General features: G+C 31.1%; 15 protein-coding genes. 8 read left to right on the plus strand and 7 right to left on the minus strand.

Going from position 1 to position 20,061, the window contains the following annotated elements; translation table 11 throughout:
• Nucleotides 1-255 precede the first annotated feature (255 nt).
• The 3 genes from AB3G33_RS10810 to AB3G33_RS10820 all read left to right on the plus strand — a co-directional run bounded on the left by AB3G33_RS10810 (nt 256) and on the right by AB3G33_RS10820 (nt 2,950).
• Nucleotides 256-714, plus strand: coding sequence for an Lrp/AsnC family transcriptional regulator (locus tag AB3G33_RS10810; RefSeq protein WP_367769237.1), 459 nt, complete (start codon nt 256-258; stop codon nt 712-714).
• 150 nt (nt 715-864) lie between these two features.
• Entirely contained in the window at nt 865-2,268 is a 1,404-nt protein-coding gene (lpdA, locus tag AB3G33_RS10815) for a dihydrolipoyl dehydrogenase (RefSeq protein ID WP_367769241.1), read from the plus strand.
• A gap of 148 nt (nt 2,269-2,416) precedes the next feature.
• A complete protein-coding gene (locus AB3G33_RS10820) occupies nt 2,417-2,950 on the plus strand; it encodes a lipocalin family protein (protein WP_367769243.1) in 534 nt (177 codons plus the stop codon).
• Nucleotides 2,951-3,021: 71 nt separating this feature from the next.
• On the opposite strand, the gene AB3G33_RS10825 is transcribed toward AB3G33_RS10820, so the two are convergent.
• Entirely contained in the window at nt 3,022-3,399 is a 378-nt protein-coding gene (locus AB3G33_RS10825; RefSeq protein WP_367769246.1) for a DoxX family membrane protein, read from the minus strand.
• A 37-nt stretch (nt 3,400-3,436) separates the two neighbouring features.
• Nucleotides 3,437-3,841, minus strand: coding sequence for a VOC family protein (locus AB3G33_RS10830; RefSeq protein WP_367769249.1), 405 nt, complete (start codon nt 3,839-3,841; stop codon nt 3,437-3,439).
• 132 nt (nt 3,842-3,973) lie between these two features.
• On the opposite strand from AB3G33_RS10830, the gene AB3G33_RS10835 reads away from it, so the two are divergent.
• Genes AB3G33_RS10835 through AB3G33_RS10845 form a run of 3 tightly spaced genes read left to right on the plus strand, consistent with a single transcriptional unit; the run spans nt 3,974 to nt 8,654 of the window.
• A complete protein-coding gene (locus tag AB3G33_RS10835) occupies nt 3,974-5,260 on the plus strand; it encodes an anthranilate synthase component I family protein (RefSeq protein WP_367769252.1) in 1,287 nt (428 codons plus the stop codon).
• A 47-nt stretch (nt 5,261-5,307) separates the two neighbouring features.
• Nucleotides 5,308-6,618 (plus strand): tRNA lysidine(34) synthetase TilS, encoded by a 1,311-nt coding sequence (tilS, locus tag AB3G33_RS10840; RefSeq protein WP_367769254.1) that lies wholly within the window; start codon nt 5,308-5,310, stop codon nt 6,616-6,618.
• Nucleotides 6,618-8,654: a protein-disulfide reductase DsbD family protein gene (locus tag AB3G33_RS10845; protein WP_367769257.1), complete on the plus strand. Its 2,037-nt coding sequence runs from the start codon at nt 6,618-6,620 to the stop codon at nt 8,652-8,654. The genes tilS and AB3G33_RS10845 overlap by 1 nt, the downstream gene beginning before the upstream one ends.
• 143 nt (nt 8,655-8,797) lie before the next feature.
• On the opposite strand, the gene AB3G33_RS10850 is transcribed toward AB3G33_RS10845, so the two are convergent.
• The 5 genes from AB3G33_RS10850 to tsaD form a co-directional block, all read right to left on the minus strand.
• On the minus strand, nt 8,798-9,748 hold the full coding sequence (locus AB3G33_RS10850) for a zinc metalloprotease (protein ID WP_367769259.1): 951 nt from the start codon (nt 9,746-9,748) through the stop codon (nt 8,798-8,800).
• 350 nt (nt 9,749-10,098) lie between these two features.
• Entirely contained in the window at nt 10,099-11,049 is a 951-nt protein-coding gene (locus tag AB3G33_RS10855; RefSeq protein ID WP_367752569.1) for a zinc metalloprotease, read from the minus strand.
• A 533-nt stretch (nt 11,050-11,582) separates the two neighbouring features.
• Nucleotides 11,583-12,221: a DUF4159 domain-containing protein gene (locus AB3G33_RS10860; RefSeq protein ID WP_367769262.1), complete on the minus strand. Its 639-nt coding sequence runs from the start codon at nt 12,219-12,221 to the stop codon at nt 11,583-11,585.
• 14 nt (nt 12,222-12,235) lie between these two features.
• Nucleotides 12,236-12,943: a 16S rRNA (uracil(1498)-N(3))-methyltransferase gene (locus tag AB3G33_RS10865; RefSeq protein WP_367769265.1), complete on the minus strand. Its 708-nt coding sequence runs from the start codon at nt 12,941-12,943 to the stop codon at nt 12,236-12,238.
• Nucleotides 12,944-12,946: 3 nt separating this feature from the next.
• Complete coding sequence (gene tsaD, locus AB3G33_RS10870) at nt 12,947-13,969, minus strand: tRNA (adenosine(37)-N6)-threonylcarbamoyltransferase complex transferase subunit TsaD (protein WP_367752575.1); 1,023 nt, start codon at nt 13,967-13,969, stop codon at nt 12,947-12,949.
• 185 nt (nt 13,970-14,154) lie between these two features.
• On the opposite strand from tsaD, the gene AB3G33_RS10875 reads away from it, so the two are divergent.
• Together AB3G33_RS10875 and pfkA are read left to right on the plus strand one after the other, a co-directional pair.
• The gene (locus AB3G33_RS10875; protein WP_367769267.1) at nt 14,155-18,606 is read left to right on the plus strand and encodes a translocation/assembly module TamB domain-containing protein; all 4,452 of its coding nucleotides are present in this window, start codon (nt 14,155-14,157) and stop codon (nt 18,604-18,606) included.
• A gap of 402 nt (nt 18,607-19,008) precedes the next feature.
• Nucleotides 19,009-19,995 (plus strand): 6-phosphofructokinase, encoded by a 987-nt coding sequence (gene pfkA, locus AB3G33_RS10880; protein ID WP_367752579.1) that lies wholly within the window; start codon nt 19,009-19,011, stop codon nt 19,993-19,995.
• Nucleotides 19,996-20,061: the final 66 nt, after the last annotated feature.

Genomic DNA, 20,061 nt, shown 5'->3' on the forward strand with positions numbered 1-20,061 from the left:
GTTTCAATCTTGACATTGCGAGCTTGCGAAGCAATCTCACTATGTCAAGGATTTTCACTGCTATCATGGCTAGGCGTTTTGAGTCCTCAATAAACCCAATTCAAAATAAGTTATTTATAGATTAATAATCAATCATAGGTATTAAATATAGTTTTATAAACTACTAATTTGTATTTTTACAGTTGTATTTTCTGTTTTAAATTAAATAATGCATTTTTTATAGATTATATTTCAATTCACAAATACTTTCACCAGATGACATTAGACTCAACCGATAAAAAACTACTCTTTTTATTACAAACCGATAGCAAAAGAACCAATAAAGAATTGTCTTTAAAACTCAATCTTTCCGTAACTGCCGTTTATGAGCGCATCAAAAAATTAGAGCGCGAAGGCATCATAGATAAATATGTAGTAGTGCTCAATAAATCCAAAGTAGAGAAGGGATTCGTAGTTTTTTGCCATTTAAAACTCATTCAACATTCGCATGAATTTCTAACGCATTTTGAAAGTGAAGTGGTAAAGCTTCATGAAGTGTTAGAATGCCACCATGTTAGCGGTGATTATGATTACATTTTAAAAATTGTGGTTAAGGACATGGAAGCTTATCGAGAATTTTTGGTAACCAAATTAACAACCCTTCAACATATAGGTAGTACACAAAGTACTTTTATGATAAATGAAGTAAAAAATACTACAGTAGTAACGATTTGATATTTTTTTCATAATAACACCAATTTTGAAGATAAATAATCAATGTTAGCCCAAAATCTTAACAAAAAAGCTCGAACTTTAAACTTTAAACAAAACTTAATTCCTTAATTTTGTAGCTCGAAAAATTAATATACATATAAAAAATATACTATGAGTTCATTTGACGTAGTCATTATAGGTTCTGGTCCAGGAGGATATGTGTCAGCAATTCGTTGTGCACAACTAGGTTTCAATACAGCAATTATCGAAAAATATTCCACTTTAGGCGGAACTTGTCTTAATGTAGGATGTATTCCTTCAAAAGCAATGTTAGCTTCTTCACACCATTATGCTGAAATAGCACATTTTGCTGATCATGGAATCGAACTTTCAGGAGAGGTAAAAGTAAATTTGGAAAAAATGATTGCTCGTAAACAAGCAGTTGTGGATCAAACTTCAGGAGGTGTAAAATACCTAATGGATAAAAACAAAATTACAGTATTAGAAGGTATGGGATCTTTTGTAGATGCAACTCATGTTGCTGTTGCAAAAGCAGATGGAACAACGGAAACAATTGAAGCTAAAAACATCATTATTGCTACAGGTTCTAAACCATCTTCTTTGCCATTTATTACAATTGATAAAGAAAGAATCATCACTTCTACCGAAGCATTAAAATTACCTGAGGTTCCTAAACATTTGGTGATTATTGGTGGTGGAGTTATTGGTATTGAATTAGGTCAAGTTTATTTACGTTTAGGAGCGCAAGTTTCTGTAGTAGAATATATGGATCGTATTATTCCAGGCATGGATAGTTCATTGTCTAAAGAATTGACTAAAGTATTAAAGAAACAAGGAATGAAATTCTACGTTTCTCATAAAGTAAAATCGGTTGAAAGAAATGGTGATGCCGTTACAGTTCAAGCCGAAAATGCTAAAGGAGAAACTATTAATCTTGAAGGAGATTATGCTTTAGTTTCTGTAGGGCGTCGTCCTTACACAGACGGATTAAATGCAGATAAAGCAGGAGTAAAAATTTCTGATAGAGGACAAGTAGAAGTAAACGATCATTTACAAACTAATATTTCTAATATCTACGCTATTGGTGATGTAGTTCGTGGAGCGATGTTAGCGCACAAAGCTGAGGAAGAAGGAACAATGGTTGCTGAAATTTTAGCTGGTCAAAAACCACACATTGATTACAACTTGATTCCAGGGGTGGTGTATACTTGGCCAGAAGTGGCTGCAGTAGGACAAACAGAAGAGCAATTAAAAGCTTCTGGAGTGGAATATAAAGTGGGGAATTTTCCTTTCAAAGCTTTAGGTCGTGCTAGAGCAAGTGGTGATTTAGATGGATTTGTAAAAATTCTTGCTGATGCAAAAACGGATGAAGTGCTAGGAGTTCACATGATTGGTGCTAGAACAGCTGATTTAATTGCTGAAGCAGTTACTGCAATGGAATTCAAAGCATCTGCCGAAGATATTTCAAGAATGTCACATGCACATCCTACATTTGCAGAAGCCATAAAAGAAGCAGCATTAGCTGCTACTGATAACAGAGCATTACACGTATAGTACTGTATTGTTTTTATAAAGTAAACCGTCAAATAATATTTGATGGTTTTTTTTTGCCTTAAAATAATTTTACAAACTTCGATTTTAATTATACAAAGTATTAATTAATTTAGGTTCGTACCTTTGTAATAACATAAAAGTAAGTGTTATGAAAAATAGATCTTTATTAGGTGGATTAGTTTTAATTGGAGTTTTATTTACGGCTTGTGGAGGTAAAACAATCCCTGATAAAGCGGAAGCCGTTCAAAATTTCAATAAAACTAAATATCTAGGAAAATGGTTTGAAATTGCAAGATTGGATTTTAAATTCGAAAAAGGTTTAAACAATACAACTGCTGAATATTCATTGAGAGAAGATGGAAAAATAAAAGTGGACAATAAAGGGTATAACTACAACAAAAAGGAGTGGGAGCAAAGTATAGGTAAAGCAAAGTTTGTTGATGCTGAAAATGTAGCAATGTTAAAAGTTTCTTTCTTTGGTCCGTTTTATGGAGGTTATAATGTAATTGCGATTGATGATGATTATAAATACGCACTAATTGCAGGTTCTAGTCTTAAGTATCTATGGATCTTATCTCGCGAAACATCAATCCCTGAAAATATTAAAAAAGAATATCTGAAAAAAGCAGAAGAAATTGGGTATAATACCGCTGATTTAATCTGGGTAGAACACAATAAATAAAGTACAGAAGAATTAAAAAACAAAAAACCGACTTTATTATAAAGTCGGTTTTTTGTTTGTATAAATAAGAATTATTCAGCTCTAAATAAACCTTTATAGTTTCCCCAATGGGTGAAAATTAAAAATATGTTACCTACAAACACAAAGATGGCAATAGGTAAATTATCAGGAGTTAAGAAATAGTTAATCAATAAAATATTCAAAGTTACTGGAAAAATCATAAGATTTGCCAAAGTCATATATTTACCAGTTACAAAAGAAAATCCACATAAAAACTCTACTGCTTTAGCCAATGGTAATAAATAAGTAGAAGCTATTAAGCCAACTTGAAAAGCTTTGAAATCGCCAGTGGTTGCAGGTTCTGGAGTAAGATGAAAAAAATAACTAACTGAAGTGTAAAGAAATAAAAGCCCAAGCATAGTCCGAATAATAATGGTAGCAATTTTCATAATATTTAGGTTTAATTGGTTAAATAATTAAAATGTATTATTGTGGAATCTCACTTTCATTCATATAAAACAGGTCCCATTGGTGCCCGTCTAAATCTGCAAAACTATGTCCGTACATCCATCCATAATCTTGCGGTTCCATATATTGCTTTCCACCAGCTTCAATTGCTTTTTTTACTAGTTCATCTACTTTTTCTCTACTTTCCACATCTATGGAAAGTAAGACTTCGGTATATTTTTGTGCATTACAAAGTTCTTTTTTGGTAAAGTCTTTAAAACGTTCTTCTTGTAGAAGCATTGTAAATATATTTTCTCCAACAATCATACAAGCTGATTTATCGTCAGTAAACTGAGGATTAAAAGTAAAACCTAGTTTGGAAAAAAAGTTCTTTGATGCTTCTAGGTTTTTAACAGCTATATTTATGAATATTTTACTAGCCATGATTCAATCCTTTTAAAGTAATTAAAATCAGTATCTTACTGTAAATTTACAAAAAAAATGAACTGATTTTTCTTATAATGACATATTAAAGCTTTTTTTTTATTGTAATTTTGAGTTTTAAAGAAAATATTTTTGAGAACATCAGTTTATAAGTCCATTTCTAATATAAAATTGTTTAAAAAACAACTTTTAATTTGGTCCCAACAATTCCGTGAAATTACTTTTATGGATAGTAATGATTATCCACAGGATTATTCTAATTACGACTGTATCATGGCTGTTGATGCGCTTACATCCATAAAAACGGATACTCATAATGCATTTGAAGATTTAAAACAATACCAACAAATAACCAAAGATTGGATTTTTGGATATTTGTCTTATGATTTAAAAAATGACGTAGAAGAATTGTATTCTAATAAATATGACGGATTGGGTTTTCCTGATTTATTTTTCTACCAACCCAAAAAAATATTTTTGTTAAAAGGAGATCAGCTTGAACTGCACTATCTCAATATGTGTGATGATGAATTTGAAGATGATTTTTCTGAAATCTTAGAAAGTGTAGCATTAGAAGATGAAAAAGAATCCACTTTAAATATACAACAACGCGTATCTAAAGAAGCGTATCTGAAAAAAGTCTCCAAAATGCTAGATTATATTCATCATGGAGATTTGTATGAGGCCAATTTTTGTATGGAGTTTTATGCCGAAAATGCTACTATTGATCCGTTAGAAAAGTTTTTAAAACTAAATGAAATTTCGCAACCTCCTTTTGCGGTTTTTTTTAAAAATAACACACAATTTTTACTATCTGCTTCACCTGAACGGTATTTGAAAAAAGAAAATGAAAACCTAATTTCTCAACCTATTAAGGGAACAGCGAAGCGTTTTTTGGATCCCAAAGAAGATGAGGTTTCCAAAAATAATTTGGCTTTGGATCCAAAAGAACGAGCCGAAAATATTATGATTACGGATCTGGTTCGGAATGATTTATCACATACAGCTCAAAAAGGTTCCGTGAATGTAAAAGAGCTTTGTGGTATGTATTCTTTTATGCAAGTACACCAAATGATTTCTACCGTTACTTCTAAATTAGATTTTCAATACTCAGCAATTGATGCAATTAAAACCACATTCCCAATGGGAAGTATGACGGGAGCTCCCAAAATAGCTGCAATGAAAATTATTGAAGAACTTGAGGAAACAAAACGAGGTTTATATAGTGGGGCAGTAGGGTATTTTACTCCAAATGGTGATTTTGATTTTAATGTGGTTATTCGGAGCATTTTATACAATCAAGAAAAAAAATACGTTTCCTTTTCAGTGGGAAGCGCCATTACTTCGCTATCAATTCCAGAATCTGAGTATGAGGAATGTTTGCTAAAAGCAAAAGCCATGCGCGAAGTTTTGGAATAAATGAAATTCATAAATCGATTTCAGACTTTAATCTTTATTTTTGAAACATGTTAGATAAACTTAAAAATCATATTGCTCAGCACTTTCCTTTTTTGGAGAATAAAAAACTTTTTCTGGCTACAAGTGGTGGTTTGGATAGTATGGTGATGGCTCATTTGTTTCATCAATTAGAATACAAAATAGCTTTGGCACACTGTAATTTTCAATTAAGAGGATTAGAGAGTTTTGGAGATCAAAAATTCGTTCAAGATTTTGCGGACTCAAATGGCATTCCCGTTTTTATAACACAATTTGATACGCAGGCTTTCGCCAAAGATTACAAACTATCAACTCAAGTAGCAGCAAGAGATTTAAGATACAATTGGTTCTACGAGCTTTTGGAAACTGAAAACTATGATTACATCCTTACAGCACATCATGCCGATGATAATATCGAAACCTTTCTGATTAATTTGAGCCGAGGAACAGGTTTAGAAGGACTAACAGGAATTCCAGCTGAAAACGGAAATATTATCCGCCCACTTCTTTTGTTTTCTAGAGAAGAAATTGCTCAATATGCAAAAGAGAACGGGATTGAATGGCGCGAGGACAGTAGCAATGCTTCAGATAAGTATTTGCGAAATAAGATTCGTCATGATTTAGTTCCTTTATTGAAAGAATTGAATCCGCATTTTATTGAATCCTTTCAAAAAACACAATCGTATTTACAAGAATCAGCCACTATGGTAGAAGATGCTTCCATTATGGTGTATCAGCAAGTAGTGCGGCAAGAGGAAGACGAAATGCATTTTAATTTAAGTCAGTTAAAGCGACTGCCTAATTACAAATCCTATTTGTACCAATGGTTGCATGAATTTGGTTTTTCGGCTTGGGATGATGTTTATGATTTGGTGGATAGCCAATCCGGAAAACAGATTTTCTCCCCAGAATTCCGATTATTGAAAGACAGAGATTATTTAATTTTAAGTCCAATCAATTTTGAAAGGGAAAAAGAAGAATATTTTATCGAAAAAGGAGTTCAAGACGTTAAGATTCCCTTAAATCTTACATTTTGTAAAGTAGATGACATTTCCATTAACTCAAATACGGCTATATTTGTTGATGAAGATAAATTAAACTACCCTCTAAGTATACGTAGGTGGAAACAAGGGGATAATTTTCAACCTTTTGGCATGGAAGGAAAGTCTAAAAAACTAAGTAAGTTTTTTAAAGATGAAAAGTTTTCCTTGTTAGAAAAAGAAAATGTTTGGATTTTATGTTCTGGTGATTCCATTGTTTGGGTTATCGGGTACAGACAAGATGAACGTTTTAGAATACATAGTACTACACAAAATATATTAAAAATAGATTTAGAATAATGAAGAAAATTATTTTTTTACTACTTACTGTTTTGGCTTTTGCCAATGTAAATGCTCAAATTTTGGATCCCGTTAAATGGACTACTAAAATTGAAAAAAAATCAGAGAATACTTATCTACTAACTTTTGATGGAGTCATAGAAAAAGAATGGCATATGTATTCGCAATTTACACCTGATGGAGGACCACTGCCACTAGAAGTTATTTTTAAAAATGCAAATGGTAATTTCAGTCTTGTTGGTAAAGCCAAAGAGAGTAAAACGAGAACAGCTTATAATGATATTTTTGAAGTCAATGAAACCTTTTTCGAACGAAAAGCGCAAATTCGACAAGAGATTAAGATAACAAATCCTAAAATCAATAAAGTTGAAGCCGAATTGAATTATCAAGTTTGTAAAGAAGTTTGTATCAATTTAGAGAAAAAATTCAGTTTTGTAATTCCTGCAAATGCTGTTGTAGCTGTAACAGAAACTCCAAAATTAGAAACAGTTGGAGTTCCTGCTGTATTAGATTCAGTAAAAGCTGATACTTTGACTCCAAGTCTTGGTGCTAGTAATGTTATGGAAGCGACTCCTGAAAAGGCTGTTGAAACAGTTCCAAAATCAGATTCTAAAAGAGGACTTTGGTCTATCTTTTTTATTGCTTTCCTTTCAGGTTTTGCAGCTTTATTGACTCCTTGTGTATTTCCTATGATTCCTATGACAGTTAGTTTTTTTACAAAACAAAGTAAAACAAAGGCAAAAGGAATTAGAAATGCTATTATTTACGGAATTGCTATTATTGTAATTTATGTAATGCTAGGATTTGTAGTAACTTGGGTTTTTGGTGCCGATGCGCTGAATGCTTTATCAACAAATGTTTGGTTTAATATTATATTCTTTGTTTTATTAGTTGTTTTTGCAGCTTCATTTCTGGGCGCTTTCGAAATTATGTTACCTAATTCATGGGCAAATAAAGTAGACAATCAAGCAGATAGAGGCGGAATGATAGGAATATTATTTATGGCGCTAGCATTAGCTATTGTATCATTTTCTTGTACTGGACCCATTGTAGGTACATTATTAGTTGAAGCAGCTTCAAAAGGGGGCATAGCACCAATTGTAGGGATGTTTGGATTCTCATTAGCTTTGGCATTGCCTTTTATGCTTTTTGCCATGTTTCCAGGATGGTTGCATTCTTTGCCAAAATCAGGTGGATGGTTGAATACTGTAAAAGTAGTTTTAGGATTTTTAGAATTGGCCTTGGCTTTTAAATTCTTATCGAATGCTGATCTAGTTTTACAATTGCATTTATTAGAAAGAGAAGTATTCTTGGCAATTTGGATAGCAATTTTTGGAATTTTGGCTTTTTATTTATTCGGGAAAATCACCTTACCACATGATAGTCCATTGCCACATATTTCCGTAGGAAGATTACTAATGGGATTGCTAGTTTTGAGTTTTACAATTTATTTAGTTCCTGGACTTTGGGGAGCTCCTTTAAAAATTATAAATGCTTTTCCACCTCCAATGGAATATAGTGAAAGTCCTTTTGGTGTAGGAGGTTCTAGTAGTGTTTCTACTGCAACTGTTTTGCCTGATGGTGCAAAAAGTGGTCCACATGGGATCGTAGTTTTTGATGATTACGAAAAAGGATTGGTTTATGCTAAATCAGTTAATAAACCCATAATGCTTGATTTTACAGGTTATGCTTGTGTGAATTGTCGAAAAATGGAAAACAATGTATGGTCGGATGCAGCAATTTTGCCCATTCTTAATAATGATATTGTACTAATTTCGTTATATGTAGATGACAAAAGAGATTTACCAAAAGACCAACAATTTGTATCGAAAACAACGGGTTCAACCATTGAAACAGTAGGAGATAAGTGGACAGATTTCATGATATCTAAGTACAAAACTAATACTCAACCTTTGTATGTTTTAACGGATTTAGAAGGAAATAGTTTGAACGAAATAACACCAACAATAAGTTATGTACCTGTTTCAGAATATGAAATTTGGTTAAAATCAGGGATTGAAAATTTTAAAAAATAATTGATTTGTTTAGAATTCAAATTAATTAACTAGCACTATAATTAGTAAAAGTATATTTTTAATTTATTAAAAGGAACACAAATAAAAAAGCCGTCTCAAAAAATATTTTTTGAAAAGGCTTTTTTATTTAATTATTTAAAAAATTAGATACGAAAACCAGATCTACTACCACCAGAAACAAATATAGCATCCATTCTTGATTTTTGTCCATTGGAAAACAGATACATTCCAGGATCATCAGTATAATCCATATAGTTCATAGTCATTTCAACTGGAGTTCCAGGACATGTACTATAATGTGGATATACAGGTACTCCATAATTTGCTGTATTGTGTGTAGGAGTATCAGATACCAAATCATCTCCACAAGTTGCGTCACCCCAAATATGACGTAGGTTCATCCAGTGACCTACTTCGTGAGTTGCAGTTCTTCCTAAGTTGTAAGGTGCATTTGCTGTACCTGACAAACCAAAGTAGTTTGGATCAATTACTACTCCATCAGTAGCGCTTTTACCTCCAGGGAATTGTGCGTAACCTAAAATTCCACCACCAATTGTACAAACCCACATATTAAGCTTGTTTGAAGGTGACGTAGGGTCTAATCCTCCTTTTTTCGTACTTTTCATAGCATCTCTAGTACCCCAAGAAGTTTTTTTAGTCGATTTTCTATTGATTGTTTCTAAGACAAATGAAATCCCTACATTCGCTTTGTCTCCAGAAAATAAAGCAGGAACATCATTATAGTCTGAATTTCCAGCATTAAAATCTGCATTCAAAACATCTATTTGGGATTGAATTTGTGCATCAGAAATATTTTCTTCTGCAGTTTTATACAATACATTAACTACTACTGGTATTTCAATTTTTCCGTTTACTAAACGACCTGTCAGCATAGTTTTTTGTATGGACTGTTCAATTTGATTCATCCTTAAAGCTAATGTTGGGTCAGCTGCTAATTGTGCTTCAAGTACATCTTGTGATGCACATTTACGCTGCGTAATTGCGTTTGTAGAAAGAGAACTTGCATCTGATGATTCATTTTGGCAAGAAAATAGCATCATACATGCCACGGCTGATAAAATAATTTTTTTCATAATGGTTTGTTATAAATTAATGATTTTGGTTAATAGAATAACAATTTTATAACATTTTTATCTAAAATAAAAATTATAGCTAATAAAAAAGTATTTTATTATTCATGCCGATTGTATTATTAAAAGTTTTTTTTAATTTTTAGATCTTTATTTCATTATTATAATGCAAATGTATATAGGTATTATAAAGATACAGCTTTTTTTAAACTTTAATGAACTTCTGATTTTCTCTAAAGTTACTTTCTTATACATTTTTAATTTAGTAATAGTATTCTTAAATCTTTTATTTTAAATTTTCCCAAAAAAAACTCGCTAACAAGTAGCGAGTTTTTTTTGGGAATGGTTAAATTCTAGATTCCAAAACCAGCTCTTGCTCCTCCAGAAACAAATAAAGCTGTCATTCTTGATTTTTGACCGTTTGTAAACATGTACATACCTCTATCATCAGTGTAATCCATGTAATTCATTGTCATTTCATTGTGAGCAGGTAAACAAGTGCTTACGTAAGGGTATGTTGGTACGCCAAAGTTTGAAGTTTTGTGAACAGGTGTATCAGCAACTAAGTCATTACCACAAGATGCATCACCCCAAATATGTCTTAAGTTCATCCAGTGACCAACTTCATGACTAGCTGTTCTTCCTAAGTTATAAGGATAACTAGCAGCGCTTGATAATCCAAAATAATTAGAATCAATAACAACTCCATCAGTAGCACTTGATCCACCTGGGAATTGAGCATATCCTAGAATACCTCCACCAATAGTACAAGCCCACATATTAAGTGTATTTGCTGGTGATGTAGGGTCTAATCCTCCTTTTTTTGTGCTTTTCATTGCATCTCTTGTACCCCAAGAGGTTTTCGTAGTTGATTTTCTTTTGATTTGAACTAATTCAAATGTAATACCAACATTTGCCGCAACTCCTGCAAACTCAGCTGGAGTACTACTGAAGTCAGCATTAGTTGCTGTATAATCTTCATTTAAGACATCAATTTGTGATTGTATTTGGGCATCTGAAATATTCTCAGCAGCTGTTCTGTATAATACATTTACAACAACAGGAATTACAATTTTACCATTTACTAGACGGTTGGTTAACATCGCTTTTTGGGTAAAAGCCTCAATTTGATTCATTCTTAAAGCTAATGTAGGGTCAGCTTTTAATTGTTCAGCAAGTACATCTTGTGAAGCACATGCTCTTTTTGCCATTGCGTTTGTAGCTGCAACAGTCGATTCTGTTTGGTCATTTTGGCAAGAAAATAGCATTAAGAATGCCATTGCGGATAAAATTACTTTTTTCATAATAATAATTGGTTTTGTTATAAAAAATTGATTTTGGTTAATAATACCGCAATTCTATAACAAAATAATTAAATAAAAAAATTTTTTAAAATAAATAAATTAACAAGAATTTAAGAGTGCTTATTTGACGGGCTTTTTTGAATAAAACATTCAAAATATAAAATAAAAAAATAGGATTAATCTTACTAAATATAAAACACAAACGTCTTTAATCGGCTTTATCGAACACTTTGACTGTTATGAATTGTTGTTATAAAGTATTTATTCAAACATATTATGGAACAATTCAACATATTTTCATGAAAATCATCCATTTATTTTAATTTTGTACTGGATTTTTTTAAGGAGTTCATTTAATTTTTATGCTAAAAAAAATAAATTTTAACTAGGAGTACTTATTTTTAAGTAGCAGAAGAATTATCTCTTTATATTTTAAAAATAATTTTTAGAAAACAGAATTTGTTTTATGTTGTAAATAGGTTGTAGTTTTAAATGTAATTCTCTTTTTAGGAGATTTATGCAGTATATAGTTATCAATTATTAAAAATATAATTGATAATATTGGCACCCATTTTTAATGCTTTTTCACGTACAGGAATTGGATCATTGTGCACTTCTGGATCCTCCCATCCATCTCCTAAATCACATTCATAGCTATAAAGTAAAACAAGTTTATTTTCTATAAAAATGCCAAATGCTTGTGGACGTTTTCCATCATGTTCATGAATTTTAGGTAATCCATTGGGAAACGAAAATGGTTTTTGAAAAATGGGATGAGTAGAGGGAATTTCTATTAATTCGTTATTTGGAAATATTTTTTTTATTTCTTTTCTGATATATTGATCCATTCCATAATTATCATCAATATGGATAAAACCTCCTGCACTTAAATATTTTTTAAGATTACTAACTTCAGCGTCATTAAAAATGACATTTCCATGGCCAGTCATATGAAGGAAAGGATAGGAGAAAATAGTAGGACTTCCAGGCTCAACTGTAGCTGGTTTTGGATTTATTTTTGTGTCGATTGTAGCATTACAGTATTTAATTAAATTGGGTAAAGAAGTGGGGTTTGCATACCAATCCCCACCGCCATTGTATTTAATTAATGCGATTTCTTGAGAAAATGAAGAAATAGAGATTAACAGTAAAACTGAATATATTTTTTTCATAATTCTTCAAAAATTTAATCTTCATTAAAGAATGCAACACTATGACAAGCTACAATAGCAGCCGTTTCGGTTCTTAATCGAGTAGTTCCTAAGGTAACGGGTATAAACTCACTGGCTATTGCTAATGCAATTTCTTTTTCGGAAAAATCACCTTCAGGTCCTATTAGTATAGTAAGGTTTTCATTAGGCTTTAATACCGATTTCAATGATTTTTTATCTGTTTCTTCACAGTGCGCTATCAATTGTAACCCTTCGTTTTTTTGTTTAACAAATTCTTTAAAAGTAATGGCATTATTTAATTTTGGGAGATACAGTTCATTTGATTGTTTCATCGCGGCCAAAATAATTTTCTCAAATCGTTCTTGATTAACTACTTTTCGCTCCGAGTGATCACAAATGATTGGAGTTATTTCTTGAACACCAATTTCAGTTGCTTTTTCCAGAAACCATTCGTATCGATCATTCATTTTTGTAGGAGCTACAGCTAAATGTAAATGTACTTTTGAAGGTGCTTTTTTTGTAGCAGATATTATTTTAACAGTACATTTGTTATCAGAAGCTAATGTGATTTCTGTTTCAAATAAATCCCCTAAACCATTTGTAACATATAATATATCAGTGTCTTTTTTTCGTAAAACTTTTATGATATGTTTGCTTTCTTCTTTGTCAAAAGAGAAGTTTTCAGTAGTTGCGTCAATATTTGGATTGTAAAATAATTGCATAGTTTAAAATTGTATTCGTGCTTTTGAAACTACAGATGAAGTTTCGAATTTTTGTGATAAAAACTTTTGATAACCTACAATTCCAATCATTGCAGCATTATCGGTTGTGTATTCAAATTTAGGAACAAAGGTTTTCCAACCGTATTTTTGTTCGGCTTCTTTCAAAGTATTTCTAATTCCAGAATTGGCCGAAACGCCACCACCAATTGCAATTTGTTTTATTCCGGTTTCTTTTACGGCTAATTTTAGTTTATCCATCAAAATTTCAATGATGGTATATTGTATGGAGGCACAAATATCATTCAGATTTTCGGATATAAAATCAGGGTTTTCTAATTTTTTCTTTTGAATAAAATATAAAATTGCTGTTTTCAATCCAGAAAAGCTAAAATCGAGTCCAGGAACTTTTGGTTTTGTAAAAGCAAATGCTTTAGGATTTCCTAATTGTGCATGTTTGTCAACTAAAGGACCGCCTGGATAAGGAAGGCCCAGTATTTTTGCACTTTTGTCAAAAGCTTCTCCAACTGCATCGTCCGTTGTTTCTCCAATAATTTGCATATCAAAGAAATCATTGACTTTTACGATTTGTGTATGTCCACCACTAATTGTTAAAGCTAAAAATGGGAAACTTGGTTTATCGTAATTTTCTTCTGCTATAAAATGGGCTAAAATATGGGCATGCATATGGTTTACAGCAACTAAAGGAATTTGTAATGCCAATGCCATAGATTTAGCAAATGAACTGCCAACAAGTAATGACCCCATTAATCCGGGACCTTGGGTGAACGCAATTGCTGAAAGTTGTTCTTTTTTAATATTTGCTTTTTGTAGTGCGGCATCAATTACTGGTACTATATTTTGTTGATGAGCACGTGAAGCTAATTCAGGAACTACACCTCCATATTGGGTATGAATCAATTGATTTGCTACAACATTTGACAGTACTTTGTCGTTATGTAATACAGCAGCAGCTGTGTCGTCACAGGAGCTTTCGATAGCAAGAATAAAAACCTCGGAATTTTGCATAAAAAGGCACAAATTTTGGATTATATTTGACAAACCGATTTTATTTTTTTTATTTTTACGGCGCAGCCAAAATTAAAGAATTTTTATTAAAGGTGCCGCTCTTTCCTAGGGCAAAATAATTATTTAGAAAAAATATAATAACAAAAGGTATCAAAAAATTCATTAAAATAATTTTCCGCATAATTTTGGGGCTAATTCTATTGCTGTTAGTGCTTGGTATTGCTCTTTCTTTGCCTTTTGTCCAAACTAAAATTGCACAATATTTTACCAATTCGATCAATAAAGATTATGGAACTAATATTGCTATAGATGAAGTTAGAGTTTCTGTTTTTGGTGGGGTGAAATTCAAAAAAGTCATCATTCTGGATCACCATAAAGATACTTTGATTTATTCAAAAATAGTTAATACCAATATTCTTGAAGGAAAAAAAATATTAGATGGAGATTTAATTTTTAAAGATATTCATTTAGAGGGATTGTTATTTAAGCTGAAAACGTATAAAAATGAAAAAGAAAGTAATATTGATAATTTCATCAATGCCTTTAATACAGGAAAACCTTCTGGTAAACATTTTTTGCTAAAAGCAAATAATGCCTATATTACTGATGGGCATTTTATCTTAACAGATGAAAATAAAAGCACACCTAAACAACTTGATTTTACTAAACTAAATACAACTTTAAGTGATTTTTTATTATATGGTCCAGCTGTTAAAACTATAATTAATAAAATGTCATTTTTAGATCATCGTGGTCTATATGTTGCCAACTTAAGTTCTAAGTTTAGTTATACAAAAAAGAACATAAAACTTGAAGAGCTAAAAATTGAAACAAAAGAGTCAAAAATTGATGCTGATGTTTATCTGAATTATAAAATTGAAGATTTTTCTAGTTTTACAGATAAAGTTCAATTTGACGTAAAAATCAATTCAGCCAAATTGGCTTCTAATGACATTAGAATTTTTTATGATGAGCTCGGTAAAAATCAATATTTTAATATTAAAGCCAATATTAAAGGAGCTTTAAATAATTTAAAGATTACACGATTGAACCTTATTGATTCCAAAAAAACAAAAATGATTGGAGCGATTAATTTCAAAAATATTTTTGGAGCAGAAGATCAGAAGTTTTTAATGGATGCACAGCTTACTTCTTTTTCAAGTAGTTATGATAACTTAGTGTCTATTCTCCCTAATATTTTAGGAAAGAAATTACCAATAGAAATTAAGAAATTAGGTTATTTCAATGTTATTGGAAATACTCAATTGACTAGTACGGCAATTGATGCGGATATTTCAATGACTTCAGATTTAGGGAAACTGCAATCTGTTTTAAGTATGAAAAGAATTGATTTTATCGATAAAGCATCTTATTCAGGTAATGTGGTTTTAGAAGATTTTGATGTAGGCGATTTGCTTGAACGCAAAGACCTTGGTAAAATAAGTATGAATATTGATGTTGATGGAGTAGGTTTTACTGAAAAATATTTAAATACTTCCCTCAAAGGCGATATAATAAAAATTGATTTTAATAATTATACCTATACTAATGTTGTCGTAAACGGTAAATTTAAGGCGCCAAATTACAAAGGCCAAATTTCTGTAAATGACCCAAATTTAAGTATGAATTTTGATGGCTTATTGGACTTAAGTAAAAAAGACAATAAGTATGATTTTCATATAAATGTTGAAAATGCAGACTTACATAAATTAAAACTAGTAAAGGATTCTGTTTCTATTTTTAAAGGGGATGTCATTGTTCAAGTAACAGGAAATACAATTGAAAATCTTCAAGGGAATGTATATATTAAAAAAACATCATATCAGAATGTCAAAGACACTTATGTTTTTAATGATTTTAATATTTATTCTAGTTTTGATAATGAAAGAATACGCACAATAACTGTAAATTCACCAGATATTGTTGAAGGTGAGATTGTTGGAAAATTTCAATTTAGTCAATTAGGAAATTTAGTCAAGAATTCTTTAGGAAGTTTATATACTAATTTCAAACCCAACAAGGTAAACAAAGGACAATTTCTAAAGTTTAATTTTACCATATATAATAAAATTATAGAAATTTTTTATCCCGAAATTGCAATTGCCGCTAATACAATTGTAAAAGGGAATATTAAGTCGGATATTCAAGAGTTCAAGCTTAACTTTAACTCACCGCAAATTGTAGCATCTAATAATATTTTTGATAACATCAGAGTTGCAATAGATAATAAAAACCCGCTATATAATGCCTATATAGAATTAGATAGTATTAAAACAAAATATTATAAAATTCGAGATTTTAGTTTAATTAATGTTACTATGAAAGACACGTTGTTCTTTCGTTCTGAATTCAAAGGAGGTGTTAAAGGGGAAGATTATTTCAATCTGAATTTATACCATACCATTAATAAGAATAATGATAATGTTGTTGGGATTAGTAAATCAGAGATGAAATTTAAAGATTATCTATGGTATTTAAATGAAAAAGACGCTCCTAACAATCAGATCGTTTTTGACAAGTCCTTTAAGAATTTCAATATTGATGATATTATATTGTCTCATGAAAATCAGGCTATTTCACTAAAAGGAAAAATTAAGGACGATACAAATAAGGATTTGAAACTTAGTTTTAAGGATGTTGATTTGTTTAAAATAACACCCGAAAATGATAAATTTGTTTTTAACGGAAATATAAATGGAGAGGTTGATTTTAAGCAGAATAATGCTATTTATAAACCCACGGCTTCATTAGTAATTGATCATTTAAACATAAACAAAACGGATTTAGGGGTTTTGAATTTTGATATTGAAGGGGATCAGAATTTAGAAAAATTTTCTATTAATTCCTTTTTAGAAAATGAGAATTTAGAGTCTTTTAATGCGTATGGAAATTTTGAAATAATAAACAAGGAAACAGTTCTAGATTTAAAATTAAAATTTGACAAATTCAATTTAGGCGTCTTAAGTTCGATAGGTGGGGAAGTAATGACAAATATTAGAGGGTTAATATCAGGAAATGCTTCTATTGGAGGAAACTTGACTAAACCTAAAATAAACGGTCGTCTTTATGCTGATAATACAGGAATGACAATTCCTTATTTGAATGTAGATTATGTATTAAATGATAGGTCAATAATTGATTTAGTAGATGAGAAATTCTTGTTTAGAAATAATACAATCACAGATTCTAAATTTGATACAAAAGGTACTTTGAATGGTAGTATTGAACACAATAATTTTGCCGATTGGAAACTGGATTTAGCGGTAAATACGAAAAGGTTACTTGTTCTAGATACGCAAGATAGAGAAGATGCAGCGTATTATGGTACTGCATTTATAGATGGTGATGCTACAATAAAAGGGCCTACCAATGGATTGTTTATAAAAGTTAATGCAAGATCGGAAAAGGGTACTGCGGTTAAAATACCTATTAATGATGCAGAAAGCGTCAGCGATAATAATTTTGTTCATTTTTTGACTGCCAAAGAGAAATATAATATTGAAAGAGGTATTGTCGATTATGGTAGAAAATACAAAGGGTTAGAGTTAGAGTTTGATTTGGATATTACACCCGATGCAGAAGTTGAAGTGATATTAGATAGGAATTCTGGTCATGGTATGAAAGGGAAAGGGTATGGGTCATTATTATTTAAGATAAATACGTTAGGTAAATTTAATATGTGGGGGGATTTTCAGCCGTATGAAGGAAGTTATAATTTCAAATATGGGGGACTTATCGATAAAAAATTTGATGTTAAAAAAGGAGGTTCTATTTCGTGGGAAGGAAATCCAATGAAAGCACAATTAAATTTAGAAGCTGTCTATAAAACAATTGCCAATCCTGCTGTGTTATTAGAAAATTCCTCTTTTAACAGGAAAGTACCTGTAGAAGTTATCATTGGTATTAGAGGAGATTTAGCTAGTCCTGAACCTGATTTTAATATCGAATTCCCTACGGTTAGTAATGTATTAAAATCCGAGATACAATATAAATTGAATGATAAAGATGTGAGGCAAACGCAGGCATTATACCTATTATCTTCTGGTGGATTTTTAAGTCCTGAAGGAGTTAATCAATCTGATTTTTCAGGAAGTTTATTTGAAACAGCATCCAGTTTATTAGGTGGAATTATAAAATCTGAGAATGAAAAATTTAAAGTTGGACTTAATTACATTTCTGCTGACAAAAGAATTGGTAGAGAGACTGACGGTCGTTTTGTAGCGACAATTTCCTCAAAAATTAATGAAAGAATTACTATAAACGGAAAAGTAGGGGTACCATTTGGAGGAATTAACGAATCTGCTATTGTTGGGGATTTAGAAGTTCAATATAGAGTAAATGAAGATGGAACGCTTAATTTACGCCTCTTTAATAGAGAGAATGATATTAATTACATAGGACAGGGGATTGGCTATACTCAAGGTTTAGGGGTTTCTTATGAAGTAGATTTTGATACTTTTAAAGAGTTAGTGAACAAGATATTTAAGAATCATAAATTAGGAACTACAAATTCTTCAAATGATGTTTATCAAGACTCAAACTTGGCGCCAGAATATATTAATTTTTCTAAGCCGAAGGAATCTAAAAAAGAAGAGCTAAATAAAAATCAAGACGCAATCATTCCAGAGGAAGATTAATTTTTTTAGTTTGTAAACAGTAGTTGATTTTTATAAAAGTCTCTTTGTGATGTCTTTTTCCTTTTTATTAATTTTGAAAATTAATAACACTTCCTTTTAAATATTTTTAAGATTGTATAGCCACAATTGAATTTTATAAAAATTTGGTAAAATTCTAACTAATTTTAATAATTCAGATGTTTGCTTTTATATTCTTTAAAATAGCGAGAAGTGCTTTTTTATGGTTAATTATCAAATAATAATTGAAAAATTTAACTTTTGTTGAAAAAAAACGGTTTTTTTTTGTTTTTTTGAAAACTTATTAACGAAAACGTTTGAATTTAGAGCACTTAACTAATTTAATATAAACATAACGCTTTAAGTGCTTTATGTTTGCTAATTTTACACTTTAATACTTAAATAATGCCAAAAACAATAAAAAAAATAGGGGTTTTAACTTCGGGTGGTGATTCACCTGGAATGAATGCTGCTATTCGATCAGTAGTTCGAACTTGCGCTTATCATAACATTGAATGTATAGGGATTTATAGAGGATATCAAGGAATGATTGAAGGAGACTTCAAAGAAATGGGTCCTCGTTCTGTAAATAATATCGTAAATAAAGGAGGGACGGTATTGAAATCAGCTCGTTCTCTTGAATTTAGAACACCAGAAGGAAGAAAAAAAGCACACGATCATCTTGTAAAAGCAGGGATTGATGCTTTAGTAGTAATTGGGGGAGATGGAACTTTTACAGGTGGCTTACTATTCAACACTGAATTTGATTTTCCAGTAATGGGAATTCCAGGAACCATTGATAATGACATATTTGGAACAAGTCATACCTTAGGTTACGATACTGCCTTAAACACTGTTGTAGATGTAATTGATAAAATTAGAGATACAGCTAGCTCACATAACAGATTATTTTTCGTAGAAGTTATGGGTAGAGATGCAGGTCATATTGCATTGAATGCTGGAATTGGTGCTGGTGCCGAAGAAATTCTTATTCCTGAAGAAGATTTAGGTTTGGATCGATTATTAGATTCTCTACAAAAAAGTAAAGCTTCTGGAAAATCATCGAGTATCGTTGTGATTGCCGAAGGGGATAAAATTGGTAAAAACGTTTTTGAATTAAAGGACTACGTTGAAGCAAATTTACCTGAGTATGATGTTAGAGTTTCTGTTTTAGGACATATGCAACGTGGTGGTTCACCATCTTGTTTTGACAGAGTTTTAGCAAGTAGATTAGGAGTGAAAGCTGTAGAATCCTTGTTAGAAGGAAAATCGAATTATATGGTAGGTTTACAAAATGACAAAGTAAATCTTACTCCATTAGAGCAAGCTATAAAAGGAAAATCAGAAATTGATAGAGAGTTATTAAGAGTTTCTGATATCATGTCAACTTAGAGTTATAAAATGGAACTGTGTAACTACAGCATCTGTTTTTTTTAAATGAATAATAAACAATAAATA

It is taken from the genome of Flavobacterium sp. WC2421 (genome assembly GCF_040822115.1).
Lineage (GTDB): Bacteria > Bacteroidota > Bacteroidia > Flavobacteriales > Flavobacteriaceae > Flavobacterium.